Source organism: Deinococcus grandis (assembly GCF_001485435.1).
Classification (GTDB): domain Bacteria; phylum Deinococcota; class Deinococci; order Deinococcales; family Deinococcaceae; genus Deinococcus; species Deinococcus grandis.
The window spans coordinates 877,565-892,856 of the sequence record NZ_BCMS01000001.1 but is presented as its reverse complement, the minus strand read 5'-3'; the positions used below and the strand labels follow the sequence as shown (position 1 = coordinate 892,856).

Sequence of the window (15,292 nt, the reverse complement as noted above, 5' to 3'; positions counted from 1 at the left end):
CCCCGTTTACCGCGCCAGGACGTATTCCACGAGCGTCCCGACGCCCCAGCCAGTGGCGTGTTCCTCGCGGGTGGCGTTCCCCGCGATGTCCAGGTGCGCCCAGGGGCGCGTGACGAACTGCCCCAGGAACAGCGCGGCCTTGATGCTGGCCCCGGCGGGCTGCATGTCGCTGTTCTTCAGGTCGGCCACCGTCCCTTTGCGGTAGGTCCTGAGGTACGGCTGGTGCAGCGGCAGTTCCCAGACGTGCTCGCCCGCGTCCTGCGCGGCGGCCTTCAGGCGGGCGGTCAGGGCGGCGTCGCTGCTGAACAGCGCGGCGATGTCGTTGCCCAGCGCGCTGACCTTCACGCCGGTCAGCGTGGCGAGGTCCACGAGTTCGGTCGCGCCTTCCTCGCAGGCGACGGTCAGCGTGTCGGCCAGCACGAGGCGGCCCTCGGCGTCGGTGTTCGTGATCTCCACGTGCAGGCCGTTGGCGGCGCGGTACACGTCGCCGGGGCGCATGGCGTCCGGGCCGACCATGTTCTCGGCGGCGGCGACGTACGCGCGGACCTCGACGCCCTCGGGGATCAGGTCCCGCAGGGCCGCCAGGGCGCGCACGGCGCCCAGCACGGCGGCCGCGCCGCCCATGTCGCTCTTCATGTTCACCATGCCCGCGGCAGGCTTGATGGAGTACCCGCCGGTGTCGAAGGTGATGCCCTTCCCGACGAGCGCGACGACCGTGTGGGCCTCGCCCCGCGCGGGAATGGTCGCGCGGATCAGGCGCGGCCCCGTGGCGCTGCCCGCCGCGACGGCCGCGAGGAGGTTCATGCCGCGCGCGGTGATGTCGTCGCCGTCCCAGACGTCCACGTCCACACCGTGCGCTTCGAGGGTGCGGGCCTCGCGGGCCAGCGTGGCGGGGTTCAGGACGTTCGCCGGGGCGCTCACGAGGTCCCGCGCGAGGGTCAGGCCCGCGCCCAGCGCCTCAATGCGGGCCTGCTCGTCGGCGCCCAGGCCCTCCACGAACAGCTGAACCGGTGCGGGAGTGGCCTGGCGGTAGCGGCCGTCGCGCCAGTCCTCGGCCAGGGCGGCGGCGGCCAGCGCGGCGGCGTGCTCGCTGGCGGGCACCCTCACGCGCGTGGCTTTCAGTTCGCGGGCCAGCCTCACCAGCGCGGCGCCCATCTCGCGCGCCTCGGCGGCGCTGGCGGGGTGCAGGGCGGCGGCCTGATCGCCGTCCTCGTGGCGGGCGGTCAGGCGGACCTCTCCCCCGCTGAGGTCCCGGGTCAGGCGGCCCCCGTCCGGCGTGACGAACGACAGGGTGAGGTCGGCGGCGTCCATGGCAGTGACCAGAGGCATGCGCGGAGTAGACCACGCGCCGCCCGGATCGGGCTCCGCAGGTCGGGACGGCCGCCGGGTCCGCGCGCGGCGGCGGACCTGCCGGGAAGGGGCAGGGGCGGGCGGGTATACTGCCCTTTACTGTGAACGGCTCCATTCAAATCACCGAGGCGGCCCTCGCCTCACTGATCGGGCTGACTGCCCACGAGATCCCGGGCGTGGTGGGCATGGCCCCCAGCAACCTGAAAGAGGGCCTCAGCCGCGTGCTGGGCCGCGCGAACGTCAGTGACGGCGTCGTGATCAGCCGCGACGGCGCGAAGTATGTCGCGGACCTGTACGTGGTCGTCGCGTACGGCGTGAGCATTCCCACCGTGGCGCGCAATATCGTGGAGCGCGTGGAACACACCGTGAAGACCCAGGCGGGCATCGACCTGGGCGCCGCGCGCGTGCACGCCGTGGGGGTGCAGCGTGTCTGACGTCCCGAACGCCGCGAACACCGGCCACCGCGCGCACCTGACCCCCGCCGATCTGGCCCGCATGCTGCGCTACGCCACCGACTGGCTGGGCGTGTACCGCGAGCAGGTCAACGCCCTGAACGTCTACCCCGTCCCGGACGGCGACACCGGCACGAACATGCACCTGACCATGCAGTCCGTGCGGCGCGAACTGGACACCTGCGACGAGAGCAGCATGCCCGGCGTGGCGCGCGCCATCAGCTACGGCGCGCTGCTGGGCGCACGCGGGAACAGCGGCGTGATCCTCTCGCAGCTCCTCAAGGGTTTCGCCGAGGCGATCAAGGACCTGAAGGTGGTGGACGCCGCCACGCTGGGCCGCGCGTTCCAGGCCGCACAGAAGACCGGGTACGGGGCCGTCATGAAGCCCGTGGAGGGCACCATCCTGACCGTCGCGCGCGGCGTGGCCGAGGGGGCGGCGCAGGGTGAGCACATCGAGGACGTGCTGGAGAACGCCCTGTTCAAAGGCCAGGAACTGCTCAACCAGACGCCCGAGATGCTCCCGGCGCTGAAGCAGGCGGGCGTGATCGACAGCGGCGGGCAGGGTTACCTGTACATCGTGCAGGGCATGCTCGCGCAGCTGCGCGGCGAGGCGCTGCCGCCCGCGCCCGAGATCACCAGCTACGCGCAGGAGCAGTTCGAGAACGAGGAGTTCGGCTTCTGCACCGAGTTCCTCATGAGCGAGGCCACCAGACCCATCGAGGAGATCCGCGAACTCGTCACGCCGTTCGGGGACAGCTTGCTCGTCGTGGGCGCCGAGGGGTACGTGAAGGGCCACATCCACACGAACGAGCCCGATCAGCTGCTCGCCACGGTGGGCCGCTACGGGAAGATGCTCAAGACGAAGGTCGAGGACATGAGCGAGCAGCACACTGAGATCCTCGGCATGGCGGGCGCCACCGCCCGCGCCGAAGAGGAGATCGCGCCGACGGGTCTCGTGGCGGTCGCCAGCGGCTACGGACTGGTCAAACTGTTCCGGGGCTTCGGGGCGCGCATCGTGTCCGGCGGGCAGACCGCGAACCCCAGCGTGCAGGACATCGTGGACGCCGTCCGGTCGGTCAGTGCCGAGAAGGTCATCATCCTGCCGAACAACAAGAACGTCCTGATGGCCGCCGAGAAAGCCATGGAACTCATGGAGGGCCGCGCGGTCGTCATTCCCACCCGCACGCTGGGCCAGGGCATCGGCGCGGCGCTGAACTTCAACCCCGACGTGCCCGCGTCAGAGCTGGTAGACGGCATGACCGAGGCGTCCCGCGCCGTCACGACCTTCGAGGTGACCCGCGCCAGCCGCACCACGAACATCACCGTGAAGGACGGCCGCACCCTGGACATCAAGGAAGGCGACGTGATCGGCCTGATGGACGACGAACTCGTCCAGAGCGGCGGCACCCCCGAGGACAGCGTCATGGAGATGCTCAACCGCCACTACCAGGGCCAGGAGATCATCACCGTGTTCGGCGGCCCCCAGCACACCCAGGAGGACCTCGACGCTCTGGCCGGGCGGATCGGGAAGGAATTCAGCATGGCCGAGGTCGAGACCCACCCCGGCGGGCCGGACCTGTACGACTACCTCGTCACCGTGGAGTGAATGCAGTCCGCACTGCGGAGTGACGTACGGACAGCGCCGGGCAGGGGTCGGAGTTCACTTGAGCTCCGACTCCTGCCCAGTTCATGTCGGTGCGGCAGACTTGCGGGCCGCCGTGGACGCCGCCCAAGTCTGTGCTCAGCGGTGCAGGTTCCGGCATTCGTCCTCAGTCAGCGGGGCCAGGCCCAGGCGCAGCAGTACGGGCTGGCCCGTTCCGGCATTGGCGGCGCTGAAGCTCTCGACCTTGCGCATCAGGAGGATCAGGTCGCGCTGCACCTCGGCCACCTGGGCGGCGGTCAGGCGGGCGGTCGGGGTGCCGCTCAGCATCCGGGCCGGGGGACCCTGCCACTCGTCGAGCGGACTGAGCGGCCGGGCGCTGCGGGGGCCCTCCAGCACCGCGAAGCCCGGCGCGTCCGTCGTGGCGTACACCCGCAGGCCCCAGCCGGGCGCGAAGTCGCTCAGGGCGTGGCGGAACTCCCGCCCGGCCGCGTGGTGGAACAGCGTGTCCAGCGCAGCAGTCTTACCGTCGTGCGCCTGTTGGGGCAGGTGCCGGGCGTCCACGAACAGGTCGTCCGCATGGGCGCGGTACATCTTCACGGGCCGCCCGGCGCGCGCCTGCTCGCGGATCACGCGCAGCAGGCCCGCCCGCACGAGGGCCTGCACATCCCGGTGCACCACCCGGAGGTCCAGCCCGGTCTCGCGCGCCGCGCCGGCCACGGTCTGCTCGCGGCCCAGGAAGGCGCCCAGCACCCGGCGGGTCCGGTCGTGACCAAGGAGGGTCACGGCGGCCGGGTCGGTCACCTCGTGCGGGCTACTCACCGTGGGGCCTGTCATGGCGAGTAGCCTACCCGTGAAGCTGGCTCCATGCCCACCTTCACCCTGCCGACGCTGCCCGACCTCTCCCCGGCCACGCCGGTCCTGTGGCGGGGTCGCGTGTGGACCGGCGTGGCAGACGCCCCGCTGGACGACGGCGCGGTCCTCACTCGCGCGGGGCGGATCGAGGCGGTCGGTCGCGCCGCGCACCTGACCGTTCCGGAGGACGCCGTGAGCGTGCAGACCGGCGGCACGATCCTGCCGGGCCTGATCGACCTGCACGTGCACGCCCGGCCGGGGTACCTGCCGTGGTTCGTGGCGGCGGGCGTGACGACCGTTCGGGACGCCTGCAACTCGCTGGAGACCGTGGCGGCCCTGCTGACCCCGGCGGGGCTCGCGCCGCGCGTGCTGCCCTCGGGGCCGCTGCTGGACGGCCCGGACGCCTTCTTCCGCCAGTTCGGGCACGGCGCGGTCCACGAGCCGGGCGACGGGCAGGAACGCAGCGCCGGGGCGCTGATCGTCCGCACGCCCGTGCAGGCGGACCGCGCCGTGGCGTTGCTGGCGGATCAGGGCGTGACGCACCTCAAGCTGTACGAGGCCCTGGCACCGGACGTCTACGCGGCGGCCACGCGCGCCGCTGCCCGGCTGGACCTGCCGGTCATGACCGACCTAGGCATGCTCACCACGCGGGGCCGGGCGGCACAGGTGGACGCCCGGCAGGCCCTGGCGCTGGGCGTGCGGTCCATCGAGCATGCCAGCGGGTTCGCCCTGGCGGCCGCCCGCGCGGGCTTCGACCCGGCGGGCGAACTGCCAGCCGCGCTGCTGGATGAACTGGCCGCGCTGACCGTGCAGGCGGGCACGGCCCTCGTGCCGACCCTGAGCGTGTTCGAGCCGCTCGCGACCGACACCCCGCCCGATCAGCGTGACCTGCCGCTGTGGGGTGTACGCGGGCCGGTCCGGGAGAGCCTGGACGCCCAGTGGCACGCCGTGCACGCGGGCACCCGGCCCATCCGCTCACTGGCACAGGCGGACGCGCGACTGGCCGCGCAGCTCGCCGTGCGGATCGCGCGGCTGGGCGGGCAGGTCGGGGCGGGCACCGACACCCCGGCGGGCGCGTTCACCCTGCCCGGCGGGAGCCTGCACGCGGAACTCGAACGGCTGGTGCGCGCGGGCCTCACCCCCACGCAGGCCTTGCACGCCGCGACAGGCACTGCGGCGGATATCCTGGGCCGCCCCGATCTGGGCCGCGTGCAGCCCGGCGCGGTGGCGGACCTGCTGATCGTGGCGGGCGATCCCACGACCGATATCCGCGCCACCCGCGACGTCCGGCTGGTGGTGCAGGGCGGGCGGCCCCTCACCCCGGCGGCCCTCAGCGGCGCGTTGGAGGCGTGAAGGCGCCGGCCCGTCACGCCTCCCGGAAGATGTCGAGCGGTAGGAACGCGCTGACGGTGTAGTGGGGGGCGTCCACGATCTGGCTGATCTTCAGGTCCACGCAGGCGCTGGCGAGGACGTAGGCATCTTCCAGGCTCAGGCCGCGCGCTTCCAGGCGGCGCAGCAGGGCGCGCAGGGCGATCCGGGCGGCTTCCATCAGGTCGGGGTGGTGGCCGGTGGTGGCGTGCCACTGGCGACTCTGGCCCCCGCTGGTGGGCGTGATGAATTCCGGGGTGATGATCCCGGCGTCCTTCTCGACATGCACCCGCAGGGTCAGTTGCCCGTTCGTCTCGATCCCGGTGCCGCTGACCTCGCCGTCCCCCTGCGCGGCGTGGAGGTCCCCGGCAGACAGGAGGGCGCCGGGGACCTCCACCGGCAGCCACAGGGTGCTGCCCGCCACGAGCTGCCGGACGTCCATGTTCCCGCCGACGTGCCGGGGCGGCGCGGTGGGGTGCGGGCCCGGCGCGGCGGGCGCGACGCCGATCACGCCGGGGAACGGCGCGAGGGGCACGCGGATGCCGGGGCGGAAGTCGGCGTGGGTGCGGGCGCGCAGGTCCCACAGGTGCGTGTGGGAGCGCAGGCCCTCGGCGGCCAGCGCGGCGTCAATGAGGCCGATGCCGTCCGGGCGGCAGCCGGTCCAGCCCCACGCGGCGGTCTGCACGTCCAGGATCTCGATGCGCAGGGCGTCGCCGGGCTGCGCGCCGTCCACGAACAGCGGGCCGGTCAGCGGGTGCCCGCGCGGGCCGCTCAGGGGGTCGCGGGCGTCCGCGAGGATCAGGTCGCGCAGATCACCTTGGGCGCTCAGTTCGCCACTCGCGACGCGGCGGGCCACGCCGCCACCCGAGGCGTCCAGGGTGTCCAGCGTGACGGTGTCCCCACTGGCGACGGTCAGGGCGGGCGGCAGGCCGTTGTCCCAGACGGTGTGCAGGGCGTCCAGGGTCAGGTGGTGGCGGGTCATGGAATCAGGGTAGAGCAGAACGCCCGCCCCGGCGCGAGTGGACCGGAGCGGGCGGGGGTGGGGCGTCAGGTCATACGGGTTCCGTTTGTTTCGCCAACAATCCGGAACTTCACCGGATTGCCGGCTCCACGTCCGGAACCCGTTTTACTCCTCCTCGCATCCGCTCGGATTGAATGGCCTTTGCAGCCCATTCAATCGGAGTCCGTATCAGAGCTTGGTGATGCGGCCCTTGACGACGTTCTTCAGGCTGGGCCCGAACGCCTTCAGGTAGGCGCTGAGCACGTCGGTGTCGCTCAGGCCGGGCAGCTGGGTGACGTTCGTGGCGCCCTTGAACACCGTGAAGTTGTCGCCACCGCCCGCCAGGAAGTTGTTCGTGGCGACGCGGTAGGTGGCGGTGGCGCTGATGGGCGCGCCGTTCAGGGTGATGTCGGCGATGTTCACGCGCTGCCCGTCGGGGTTGCCCAGCGTATACTTGTAGCTGAAGCCCTCGGACACCTGCAGCAGCTTGACGGCGGTGGCGTTGGCGCCGCTCCACTGCTGCTCGAGCAGGTCCTTGATCTGCTGGCCGGTCAGGGTCACGACGGTGGTGGTGTTCCCGAAGGGGTGCACGGAGAACACGTCGCCGAAGTTCACGGCGTTGCCGGGTTTGATGGCGGTCGCGTCGGGCAGGTCGGCGCGGATCCCGCCGGGGTTCATCAGGCCGATCTGGCTGCCCTGCGCTTTGGTGGCGTACAGCAGGGCGTCGGCGATCATGTCGCCCAGCGCGGATTCGGTGTTGCGGGCGTTGCCGATGCCGCGCTGGATCTGCGGGTCGCCGAGCGTGGCGACCTGCACGTTCTTGATGGCGGCGACCTTGTCGGTGGCCTTGGTGACGATGGCGGTCATGCTGGCGTCCAGGGTGCCCGCGGCCTTGCGGCTGTCGTAGTTCACGACGAGGTTGGCGGCCTTGACCTGCATGACGGCGTGGTTGGCCTTGTCGACCACGAGGTCCAGGCGCTGCAGGAGGTGGCCGTACTGCTCGCCCTGGATGACGATGCGGTCCTTGCCGGTGGGGTCGGGCACGAGGCAGTTGTAGCCCTGGTGGCTGTGGCCGCTGATGATGGCGCTGACGGCGGGGTCGACGCGCTTGGCGATGTCCACGATGGGGCTGGTGGTGCTGAGGGTCTTGCAGCCGACCGTGTCGTACTTGTCGGTGCTGCCCGCGGCGAGTTCACCGCCCTCGTGGATCAGCATGATGATCGCGTCGGGTTTCTTGGCGCGGATCTCGGGGATGTACTTGTTGACGGCGGCGGCCTCGTCGCCGAAGTTCAGCATCTTCACGCCGTCGGGGGACACGATGCCGGGCGTGGTGCGGGTGACGGCGCCCACGAACGCGATCTTCAGGCCGCCGATGTCCTGGATGACGTACGGCGCGAAGGGGCTGCCGGTCTTGCCGGAGGCGGCGTTGTACGTGACGTTCGCGCCGATCCATTTGAAGGTCGCGCCGGTGTAGGTGGTGTCGTACTGGCAGGCCTTGGCGGGGTCGTTGCTGGCGCAGCCGCCGTTCTGCATGCGCAGCAGTTCGTCCAGGCCCTGGTCGAACTCGTGGTTGCCCAGGGCGCTGACCTTCATGCCCATGCCGTTCAGGGCGTACACGGCGGGTTCGTCGCGCAGCAGGCCGCTGGTGATGGGGCTGGCGCCGATCAGGTCGCCGCCGCCGACGAAGATGGTGTTGGGGTTGGCCTTGCGGGCGTCGTTCACCTCGGCAGCGATGGCCTCGATGCCGCCGGCGCCGATCTTGGTGCCGTCGCTCTTCGTGAAGCTGGTGGGGGTCAGGTTTCCGTGGAAGTCGTTCAGGCCCAGGATGGTGACGTTGGTGGGTTCGGGGGCGTACGAACCGGTGGTGCAGGCGGTGAGGCCCAGGGCCACGGTCAGCAGCAGGACAGGCATGGTTTTCATATGACCTGCACAGTCTACTCATGTCGCTGAGGGCTTTGGTGTGCGGGGGGTCAGGTGCACCGGCGGGGTAGCATGGCCGGATGCTGGATCCCCGGGCGCCTCTTCCGTTTCAGGCCACTGTTCATCCGGAGGCGCGCGCGGCGCGGCGCCTGACGTGGGATTCGCGGGAGGCCGGTCCGGACGTGGCGTTCGTGGCCCTGCCCGGCGAGCGGATGCACGGGAATGCGTTCGTGGAGCGGGCGCTGGCGGCGGGCGCGCCGTTCGTACTGACGGATCTGGACGTGCCGCGCGCGGTGCGCGTGGCGGACGCGCAGGCGGCGCTGTTCGCGTGGGCCCGTGCCGAGCGTGGGCGGGCGCCGCTGGTGGTGGGCGTGACGGGCAGCGCCGGGAAGACCACCGCGAAGAGTTACGTGGCGGCGGCGCTGGACGCGCTGTTCATGCCGGTGTTCAACACCATGCCGGCCATCGCGTGCTTCCTGATCGAGTCGGGCGGCGCGGGGCAGCCGCTGGTGGTCGAGATGGGCATCGACCGGGTCGGGGAGATGGCCGAGCTGGTGGATCTGGTCCGCCCGGATGTGGGGGTGATCACGACGATCGGCCCGGCGCACCTGGAGCAGCTGGGCAGCATCGAGGGGATCGCGCGGGAGAAGGGCGTGATCCTGCGTGGCGTGGACGGCGGGCCGGTGCGGGCGCTGGTGGGCGCGCAGGCGGCCGCGTTCTACCCGGGGGTGGACAGGTACGGGTTCGGGGACGTGACCTTCGCGGGTGAGGACCTGCGCGTCACGCCGGAGGGTGCGTCGTTCTCGTTCGCGGGTGTGCCCGTCTCGCTGCCGCTGTCGTCCACGGTGCAGGCGGAGGCGGCGGTGCTGGGGCTGGTGCTGGCGCGCGAGGCCGGGGTGGACGTGGCGGACGCGGCCTCGCGGCTCGCGGGTGTCAGCGTGCCGGGTGGGCGGTACCGGGTGCACCGGGGGCGCTTCACGGTGATCGACGATGCGTACAACGCCTCGCCGGTCGCGGTGCGCGCGGCGCTGGACGCCCTGAGCGGCTGGGCCGGAGCGGACGGGGACGGGGCGGGGCGGCGGATCAGTGTGCTGGGCCGCATGCTGGAACTCGGTCCGACCGAGCGGGCCCTGCACGCCGAGGTGGGCGCGTACGCCCGGGAGCGGGCGGACCTGAGCTTCGGGGTGGGCGCCTTTGCCGCCGAGCTGGGCGAGCGGGCCTTCGCGACGGTCCCGGAGCTCGTGGGGGCGCTGCTGGCGGAGGTGCGGGACGGGGACGTGGTGCTGATCAAGGCCAGTCGCGGGATCAGCTGGACGCCCGAGCGCCGCGCGCAGGAGGGCGTGGGACTGGACGTGGTGGTGAGCGCCCTGCTCGAGGCGCGGGACGGGCCCACGTCGGCCTGACCTTTCCCGGGGTCTTCATGCCCCTCAGGGTGGGGCTGGGCACAATGGCGGGCATGCGACTGCTGAGTGCCGCCCTGCCTGTCCTGCTGTCGGGTGTCCTTGGGGCCTGCGCGCCCGCGGTGACGGGCGCCGCGCCGGGTTCGCCCGCCAGTTCGCTGCGCGCGGCGTTCAGTGACGCCGGGGTGGCGTGGACGGTCGGGGGGCGGGCGTGCGTGGCGCGGGCACCCGCCTTCGAGCCGGTGTGTCCGGCGCTGCCGGGCGTGGTGGATGTCGCCTGGAACGCCGGGCAGGCGTGGGCGGGCGTGCCGTCGCTGGGCGCGGTGGTCACGCTGGACGGCGCGGCGCGCAGCGTGAGCGTGGGCCGGGTGGCGGTCATGAGCGGGGCGCGGGTGTACCGCGAGAACGGCAGCGCGGTGGAGTACGCCGGGGTGGCGGCGGCGGGTGTGCTGGGTCAACCGTCGGCGGCCGTGACGGGCGGGGACGGCCAGGAGTACGTGCTGCAGGACGGCCGGGTGGTGCGCGTGGCGGACGGCTGGGTGCTGCCGGGGGCGGGGTTCACACTGCTGAACGTCCGGCCGGACGGCGTGGCGGGCGGCGCGCAGCCCGAGGTGGTCACCGCGACCGGCACGTACCGCCTGACCGGCACGGCGCTCGAACGGGTGGACGCGGCGGGCGTGGTGCGCGCGCGGGTGCCGCACGGTCCGGGGCGGCTGGGGGTGGTGGGGGCGTGGCTGGTGACGGTCGTCCCGTCCGGCGAGGTGCGGGTGTTCGGGCCGGATCTCGCGGCGCGCTGAGCGGGAGCCCACAGCGGCCCGTGACGGGGGCCCACCACGGGGCGGGCTCGCGTGGCGGTGGGCGGCTGGGGTTGCTCACGTGATTCATACCGGTCCCTCACGGGGGGCGGGTCGGCGTGAGGAATTGCGTGAACCGTGGGGCTGACTTGTGGTGTACTAAGGCACCCCGTTCAAGAAGCCTTCATGTTCGGGGTGGGTGACCGGGCTGCGCGCGCCGTGCCTGCCGGGCAGCGGAGGCCGCAGCAGGTGACCGGAGTCAGGGAACGTTCCCGCTGGCCGGGCGTTTCAGGTGTCAGGGTTCGGTGAGTGCTGAGGTGGTTGAATGGAGTCCCCATGCCCCTTTGCCCGTTGTCTTCTGCGTCGTCCGCTCACTGCCTGCTCCGGCCTTCCCGCCGCCAGATGAGTGAATGCTAAAATCCGCGTGATCCTGGAGGGAGAATGTCGAGTTTCCTGAACCGCTTACTCAGTCCGCGCCCGAACGCTCTGGGCGTGGAGATTGGCACGAGTGCCATCAAGGTCGTGGCCCTGCGCCCCGGCTCACCGCCGTCCCTCCAGCACGCCGTGATGGTGCCCACGCCCATCGGCAGCATGCGCGACGGACTGGTGGTCGAACCGCAGGCGGTCGCGACCGAACTGAAGAACCTGCTGGCCGAGCACCGCATCACGAACCGGTTCGCCGTCACCTCGGTCCCGAACCAGGTGGCGGTGACCCGCAACATCATGGTCCCGAAGATGGACCGCAAGGACCTGCAGGAGGCCATCAAGTGGGAGGCCGAACGCTACATCCCCTACCCCATCGACGACGTGAGCCTGGACTTCGACCTGCTCGACGACCCGGCCAACGTCCCGGACGACGGGCAGATGGAGGTCGTGATCGCCGCCGCGCCCACCGAGGCGGTCGCGCGGCAGGTCGAGGTGCTGCGCCTGGCGGGCCTGGAGCCCAGCATCGTGGACCTCAAGTCCTTCGCGGCGCTGCGCGCCCTGCGCGGCAACCTGCTCGGCGAGCACCTCACCAAGAGCACCCTGACCGGCAGCAACTACACCGAGGCCGGTGAGGTCGCGCTCGTCATGGAGATCGGCGCCAGCAGCTCGGTCATCAACCTCGTGCGCGGCGACCGCGTGCTGATGGCCCGCAACATCAACGTGTCCGCCGACGATTTCACGACCGCGCTGCAGAAGGCCTTCGACCTGGACTTCAGCGCCGCCGAGGAGGTCAAGCTGGGCTACGCGACCGCCACGACCCCCACCGAGGACGAGGAGGACCTGCTGAACTTCGACATGGCCCGCGAGCAGTACTCGCCCGCGCGCGTGTTCGAGGTCGTGCGCCCGGTCCTGGGTGACCTGATCACCGAGATCCGCCGCAGCCTGGAGTTCTACCGCGTGCAGAGCGGCGACGTGGTCATCGACCGGACGTTCCTGGCGGGCGGCGGCGCGAAACTGCGCGGTCTGGCCGCCGCGATCAGCGACGCGCTGGGCTTCCGCGTGGAGGTCGCCAGTCCCTGGCTGACCGTGCAGACCGATCAGGCGAACGTGGACACCGGGTACCTGCAGGCCAACGCGCCGGAATTCACCGTGCCGCTGGGCCTGGCGCTGCGGGGGGTGACCACGCGTGGTTGAAGTCAACCTGCTGCCGCAGCAGTACCGCAAGCAGAGCGAACCGACCCTCTGGCAGCCGGCCGCGGTCGGCCTGGCGGTCCTGACCGCCCTGATCCTCGTGGGTGTCGAGGTCGCCACCGCCACCCGCGTCGGCAACCTGAAAAAGGACATCGACAGCGTGAACGGCGAGATTGCCGCCCTGACGCCCGCCGACCGGGAATTCAAGGCGCTGACGCAGGAGAAGACGCAGCTGACGCAGATCACCGCGATCGCCGTGCAGCTGCGTGACGCCAAGACGTACTGGACGAACGACCTGGCGAGCTTCACGGCGCAGCTGCCCGGCGGCAGCGGCGTGGCGCTCAAGAGCATGACCATCCGCCCGCTGGACGCCGCGGCGCTGGCATCTCAGCAGCAGAACGGTGTGTACACTGGCAAGAACGTGACCCGTGAAATCGAACTGAGCGGCTCGGCAAGCAGTCAGCAGGCGGTCGTGAACTTCCTGCGGACCTTCGAGAACAACCCGAACTTCGGCGTGAACTTCCGCAGCCTGCAGAGCGAGGGCGAGACCGGCCAGTACACCTTCAACGCGACCGTCGGGCTCGTGAAGGGCGACGCGGCCGCGCCCGCCACACCGGCTGACGGCGCACCCGCCGCGCCGCCCGCCCCGGGCGCGCCGGTCAGTTCCGCGGAGGGTGGCCGTGTCGATTAAACTCACGCCCCGCAACCTCTTCTTCGTGGTGCTGGCCGCGTGCCTGCTGGTCGTCGCGCTGTGGTACACCCTGCGCTTCCAGGCACGCCAGCAGGAGATCAGCCTGCTGCAGGGCGACCTGGACACCGCGCAGGCGCGCGTGGCGGTCATGCGCAGCAACGCGGCGCAACTGCCGACGCTGCGCGAGGAGGTCGCGAAACTGAAGGTGCAGCAGGACGAGTTCCTCGCGGCGCTGCCTCAGACCGCGAACTACTACCGCATCCTCGACGAGGTCCGCCTGAACGCCGCGGCCGCCGGGGCGAGCATGTCCTCGTTCAACGTGACGAACGCGACCGCCACCAACCTGCCCGGCGGCGTGCGGCCCATCAACCTGAACGTGAACGTGTCCGGCACCTTCGGGCAGCTGTTCCAGCTGCTGCGCTCGGTGGAGACCATGAGCCGCTTCACGAACGTGAACAACGTCTCGCTGCAGCTGCCGCAGGCCGACAGCTTCGACCCGTCGCTGGAAGGCACGCTGGCCCTGACCGTGTACACCTTCGAGCCCGCGCAGGCCAGCGCGCCGGCCGCCGGCACGACCCCGCAGGCACCGGACGCCGCGCCGGCCGCGCCCGCCCCGGCAGGAGGCACCCAGTGACGCGCGCGCCCGTCAAACTCTCCCGTGAAATGAAACTGCTGCTGGGCCTGCTGCTGCTGGTCGCCGCGATCGGCCTGTGGTACGTGCTGACCAACCGTGGCGCCGCCCCGGACGACACGGCCGTCACGCCCGGCACCACCACCGGCACGCCCGTCACGCCGGGCGACACCGTGCCCGTCACGCCCCCCGAACAGTCCGGCAACACCGGGCAGGACGGTCAGGGCAGCGGCGTGCAGTCCGGCGGTCAGGTGGACGTCGAGGTGATCCCGCCCTTCCCCACCGGCGACACGGCAAGCACCCCGACCCAGCCGGAACCGGCCGACACGCCCCCCACCCCGGCCGGGATCAACCCCGCCGGTACGCTGGCCGCCGTCCCCGGCAACAACCCCTTCCGCCCCCTGGCCATCGAGGACAACGGGCAGCCCAGCACGCCCGCCCCGGCGCCCAGCGCCCCGGCCAGCACGCCCAGCGCGAGCGCCCCGGTGGCCAGCGCGCCGACGGTCACGCCGATCCCCTCGACCGGCGCGGTCGGCCTGAGCCCGCTGCCCAGCAGTGGCAACGACACGGGCGGCGCGCTGCCCGTCCCGACCATTCCCGTCACGGACGGCACGCCGGGCGTGACGCCGATCCCCTCGGGCGGCCCGGTCGCCATCGGGACAACTCCCACCGGTACGACTCCCGCCGGGACGGACACGCCCGCACCGGTCAAACCCCCGGTGGCCGGGGTCAGCGTGCCCGGCATCACCCGCGTGCCCGCCAGCGTCCCGGCCGCCTCCACGCCGGGCGCCGGCCAGGGCGGCGCGGCGGCCCTGCCCACCGGCACCCCCCAGCCCGGCACGCCGCAGGTCATCAGCGAGGTCGCCAGCGGCGGCGGGGTCGTGTCGGCCACGTCGGCCCTGGACAGCTTCGTGCAGACGCAGGAAATGGCGTTCAACGCCGTGGTGCTCGGCCCGGTGAACACCGCGATCTTCCGCAGCAAGGACGGGTACGTGGTCGTCGCCGTCGGGCAGACCCTGCCGGACAGCCAGGTCACCGTGAAGGAAGTCACGGCGACCGGCGCGACCCTCAGCCTCGGCAACGACTCCAAGACCCTCGAACTGGATAAAAGGTGAGCCATGACTAACCGCTTCGCTACTCTGCTGCTGACCGCCACCGTGAGCATGGCCGCCGCTCAGACCACCCCCGCGCCATCAACGCGACCACTCTCAACTGCACCAGTGACCATTAATACTGGTGTTTTCAGAGGACCTCTGTCTGTTCTCCTCTCAGCTCTGGCGCGCTCAGCTGGTTACGAAGTTATTTATAACTTTAATGTTGATGCCCTTCCTTTGATTGACGGAGCAAATATCAGTGGCAACAGTACAGCTCAGGGACAGGGCAATCAGGCTCAATCTGGTTCTTACTCTCTACCGATCGGGAAACCCACCGAGCTACCCGCCAAACCAGTCGTTTATTCTCTAACCAATAAACCCTTTAACGATGTTTGGCCATTACTAATGGATGTCTACGACCTACAGTACGAAGTTATACGCGTAGGCAATGGAGATGTTATACGGATCAGTCAGCGTCCAGCTCAGCTAGGTATTTCCCTGATCAATATCTCAGCTCAAT

General features: G+C 71.1%; 13 protein-coding genes. 9 read left to right on the top strand and 4 right to left on the bottom strand.

Annotated elements, in window-relative coordinates; all coding sequences use genetic code 11:
- Window positions 1-6 precede the first annotated feature (6 nt).
- Window positions 7-1,329 carry a M17 family metallopeptidase gene (locus DEIGR_RS04505; protein ID WP_058975630.1) on the bottom strand — a complete coding sequence of 441 codons (1,323 nt, stop codon included), beginning with the start codon at window positions 1,327-1,329 and terminating at the stop codon, window positions 7-9.
- A gap of 122 nt (window positions 1,330-1,451) precedes the next feature.
- Between DEIGR_RS04505 and DEIGR_RS04500 the strand changes: the two genes are divergently transcribed.
- On the top strand, window positions 1,452-1,784 hold the full coding sequence (locus DEIGR_RS04500; protein WP_058975628.1) for an Asp23/Gls24 family envelope stress response protein: 333 nt from the start codon (window positions 1,452-1,454) through the stop codon (window positions 1,782-1,784).
- A gap of 61 nt (window positions 1,785-1,845) precedes the next feature.
- A complete protein-coding gene (locus DEIGR_RS04495) occupies window positions 1,846-3,408 on the top strand; it encodes a DAK2 domain-containing protein (RefSeq protein WP_058978530.1) in 1,563 nt (520 codons plus the stop codon).
- Window positions 3,409-3,543: 135 nt separating this feature from the next.
- On the opposite strand, the gene DEIGR_RS04490 is transcribed toward DEIGR_RS04495, so the two are convergent.
- Entirely contained in the window at window positions 3,544-4,239 is a 696-nt protein-coding gene (locus DEIGR_RS04490) for a helix-turn-helix domain-containing protein (RefSeq protein WP_058975626.1), read from the bottom strand.
- Between the two features lie 30 nt (window positions 4,240-4,269).
- Between DEIGR_RS04490 and DEIGR_RS04485 the strand changes: the two genes are divergently transcribed.
- Window positions 4,270-5,610 (top strand): amidohydrolase family protein, encoded by a 1,341-nt coding sequence (locus DEIGR_RS04485; RefSeq protein ID WP_058975624.1) that lies wholly within the window; start codon window positions 4,270-4,272, stop codon window positions 5,608-5,610.
- 13 nt (window positions 5,611-5,623) lie between these two features.
- Here the strand turns inward: DEIGR_RS04485 and DEIGR_RS04480 are convergent, their stop codons facing one another.
- Together DEIGR_RS04480 and DEIGR_RS04475 are read right to left on the bottom strand one after the other, a co-directional pair.
- Window positions 5,624-6,607, bottom strand: coding sequence for an acetamidase/formamidase family protein (locus DEIGR_RS04480; protein ID WP_058975622.1), 984 nt, complete (start codon window positions 6,605-6,607; stop codon window positions 5,624-5,626).
- A gap of 207 nt (window positions 6,608-6,814) precedes the next feature.
- Window positions 6,815-8,545 carry a bifunctional metallophosphatase/5'-nucleotidase gene (locus DEIGR_RS04475; RefSeq protein WP_058975620.1) on the bottom strand — a complete coding sequence of 577 codons (1,731 nt, stop codon included), beginning with the start codon at window positions 8,543-8,545 and terminating at the stop codon, window positions 6,815-6,817.
- 80 nt (window positions 8,546-8,625) lie between these two features.
- Between DEIGR_RS04475 and murF the strand changes: the two genes are divergently transcribed.
- The 6 genes from murF to DEIGR_RS04445 all read left to right on the top strand — a co-directional run bounded on the left by murF (window position 8,626) and on the right by DEIGR_RS04445 (window position 14,793).
- Window positions 8,626-9,948, top strand: a complete 1,323-nt coding sequence (gene murF / locus DEIGR_RS04470; protein WP_058975618.1) for a UDP-N-acetylmuramoyl-tripeptide--D-alanyl-D-alanine ligase — start codon at window positions 8,626-8,628, stop codon at window positions 9,946-9,948.
- A gap of 53 nt (window positions 9,949-10,001) precedes the next feature.
- Window positions 10,002-10,742, top strand: coding sequence for a hypothetical protein (locus DEIGR_RS04465; protein ID WP_058975616.1), 741 nt, complete (start codon window positions 10,002-10,004; stop codon window positions 10,740-10,742).
- 438 nt (window positions 10,743-11,180) lie between these two features.
- Window positions 11,181-12,359 (top strand): type IV pilus assembly protein PilM, encoded by a 1,179-nt coding sequence (gene pilM / locus DEIGR_RS04460; protein WP_058975614.1) that lies wholly within the window; start codon window positions 11,181-11,183, stop codon window positions 12,357-12,359.
- Window positions 12,352-13,047 (top strand): hypothetical protein, encoded by a 696-nt coding sequence (locus tag DEIGR_RS04455; protein WP_058975613.1) that lies wholly within the window; start codon window positions 12,352-12,354, stop codon window positions 13,045-13,047. Before pilM ends, DEIGR_RS04455 begins: the two co-directional genes overlap by 8 nt.
- Window positions 13,037-13,681, top strand: a complete 645-nt coding sequence (locus DEIGR_RS04450) for a type IV pilus inner membrane component PilO (RefSeq protein WP_058978529.1) — start codon at window positions 13,037-13,039, stop codon at window positions 13,679-13,681. Before DEIGR_RS04455 ends, DEIGR_RS04450 begins: the two co-directional genes overlap by 11 nt.
- Complete coding sequence (locus DEIGR_RS04445) at window positions 13,678-14,793, top strand: hypothetical protein (protein WP_153013630.1); 1,116 nt, start codon at window positions 13,678-13,680, stop codon at window positions 14,791-14,793. Before DEIGR_RS04450 ends, DEIGR_RS04445 begins: the two co-directional genes overlap by 4 nt.
- The last annotated feature ends 499 nt before the right edge of the window (window positions 14,794-15,292 follow it).

Coding starts and splice junctions, on each gene's coding strand:
- DEIGR_RS04505 (WP_058975630.1), bottom strand. CDS start 1,329: ATGCCTCTGGTCACTGCCATGGACGCCGCCGACCTCACCCTGTCGTTC.
- DEIGR_RS04495 (WP_058978530.1), top strand. CDS start 1,846: ATGCTGCGCTACGCCACCGACTGGCTGGGCGTGTACCGCGAGCAGGTC.
- DEIGR_RS04490 (WP_058975626.1), bottom strand. CDS start 4,239: ATGACAGGCCCCACGGTGAGTAGCCCGCACGAGGTGACCGACCCGGCC.
- DEIGR_RS04485 (WP_058975624.1), top strand. CDS start 4,270: ATGCCCACCTTCACCCTGCCGACGCTGCCCGACCTCTCCCCGGCCACG.
- DEIGR_RS04480 (WP_058975622.1), bottom strand. CDS start 6,607: ATGACCCGCCACCACCTGACCCTGGACGCCCTGCACACCGTCTGGGAC.
- DEIGR_RS04475 (WP_058975620.1), bottom strand. CDS start 8,545: ATGAAAACCATGCCTGTCCTGCTGCTGACCGTGGCCCTGGGCCTCACC.
- murF (WP_058975618.1), top strand. CDS start 8,626: ATGCTGGATCCCCGGGCGCCTCTTCCGTTTCAGGCCACTGTTCATCCG.
- DEIGR_RS04465 (WP_058975616.1), top strand. CDS start 10,002: ATGCGACTGCTGAGTGCCGCCCTGCCTGTCCTGCTGTCGGGTGTCCTT.
- pilM (WP_058975614.1), top strand. CDS start 11,181: ATGTCGAGTTTCCTGAACCGCTTACTCAGTCCGCGCCCGAACGCTCTG.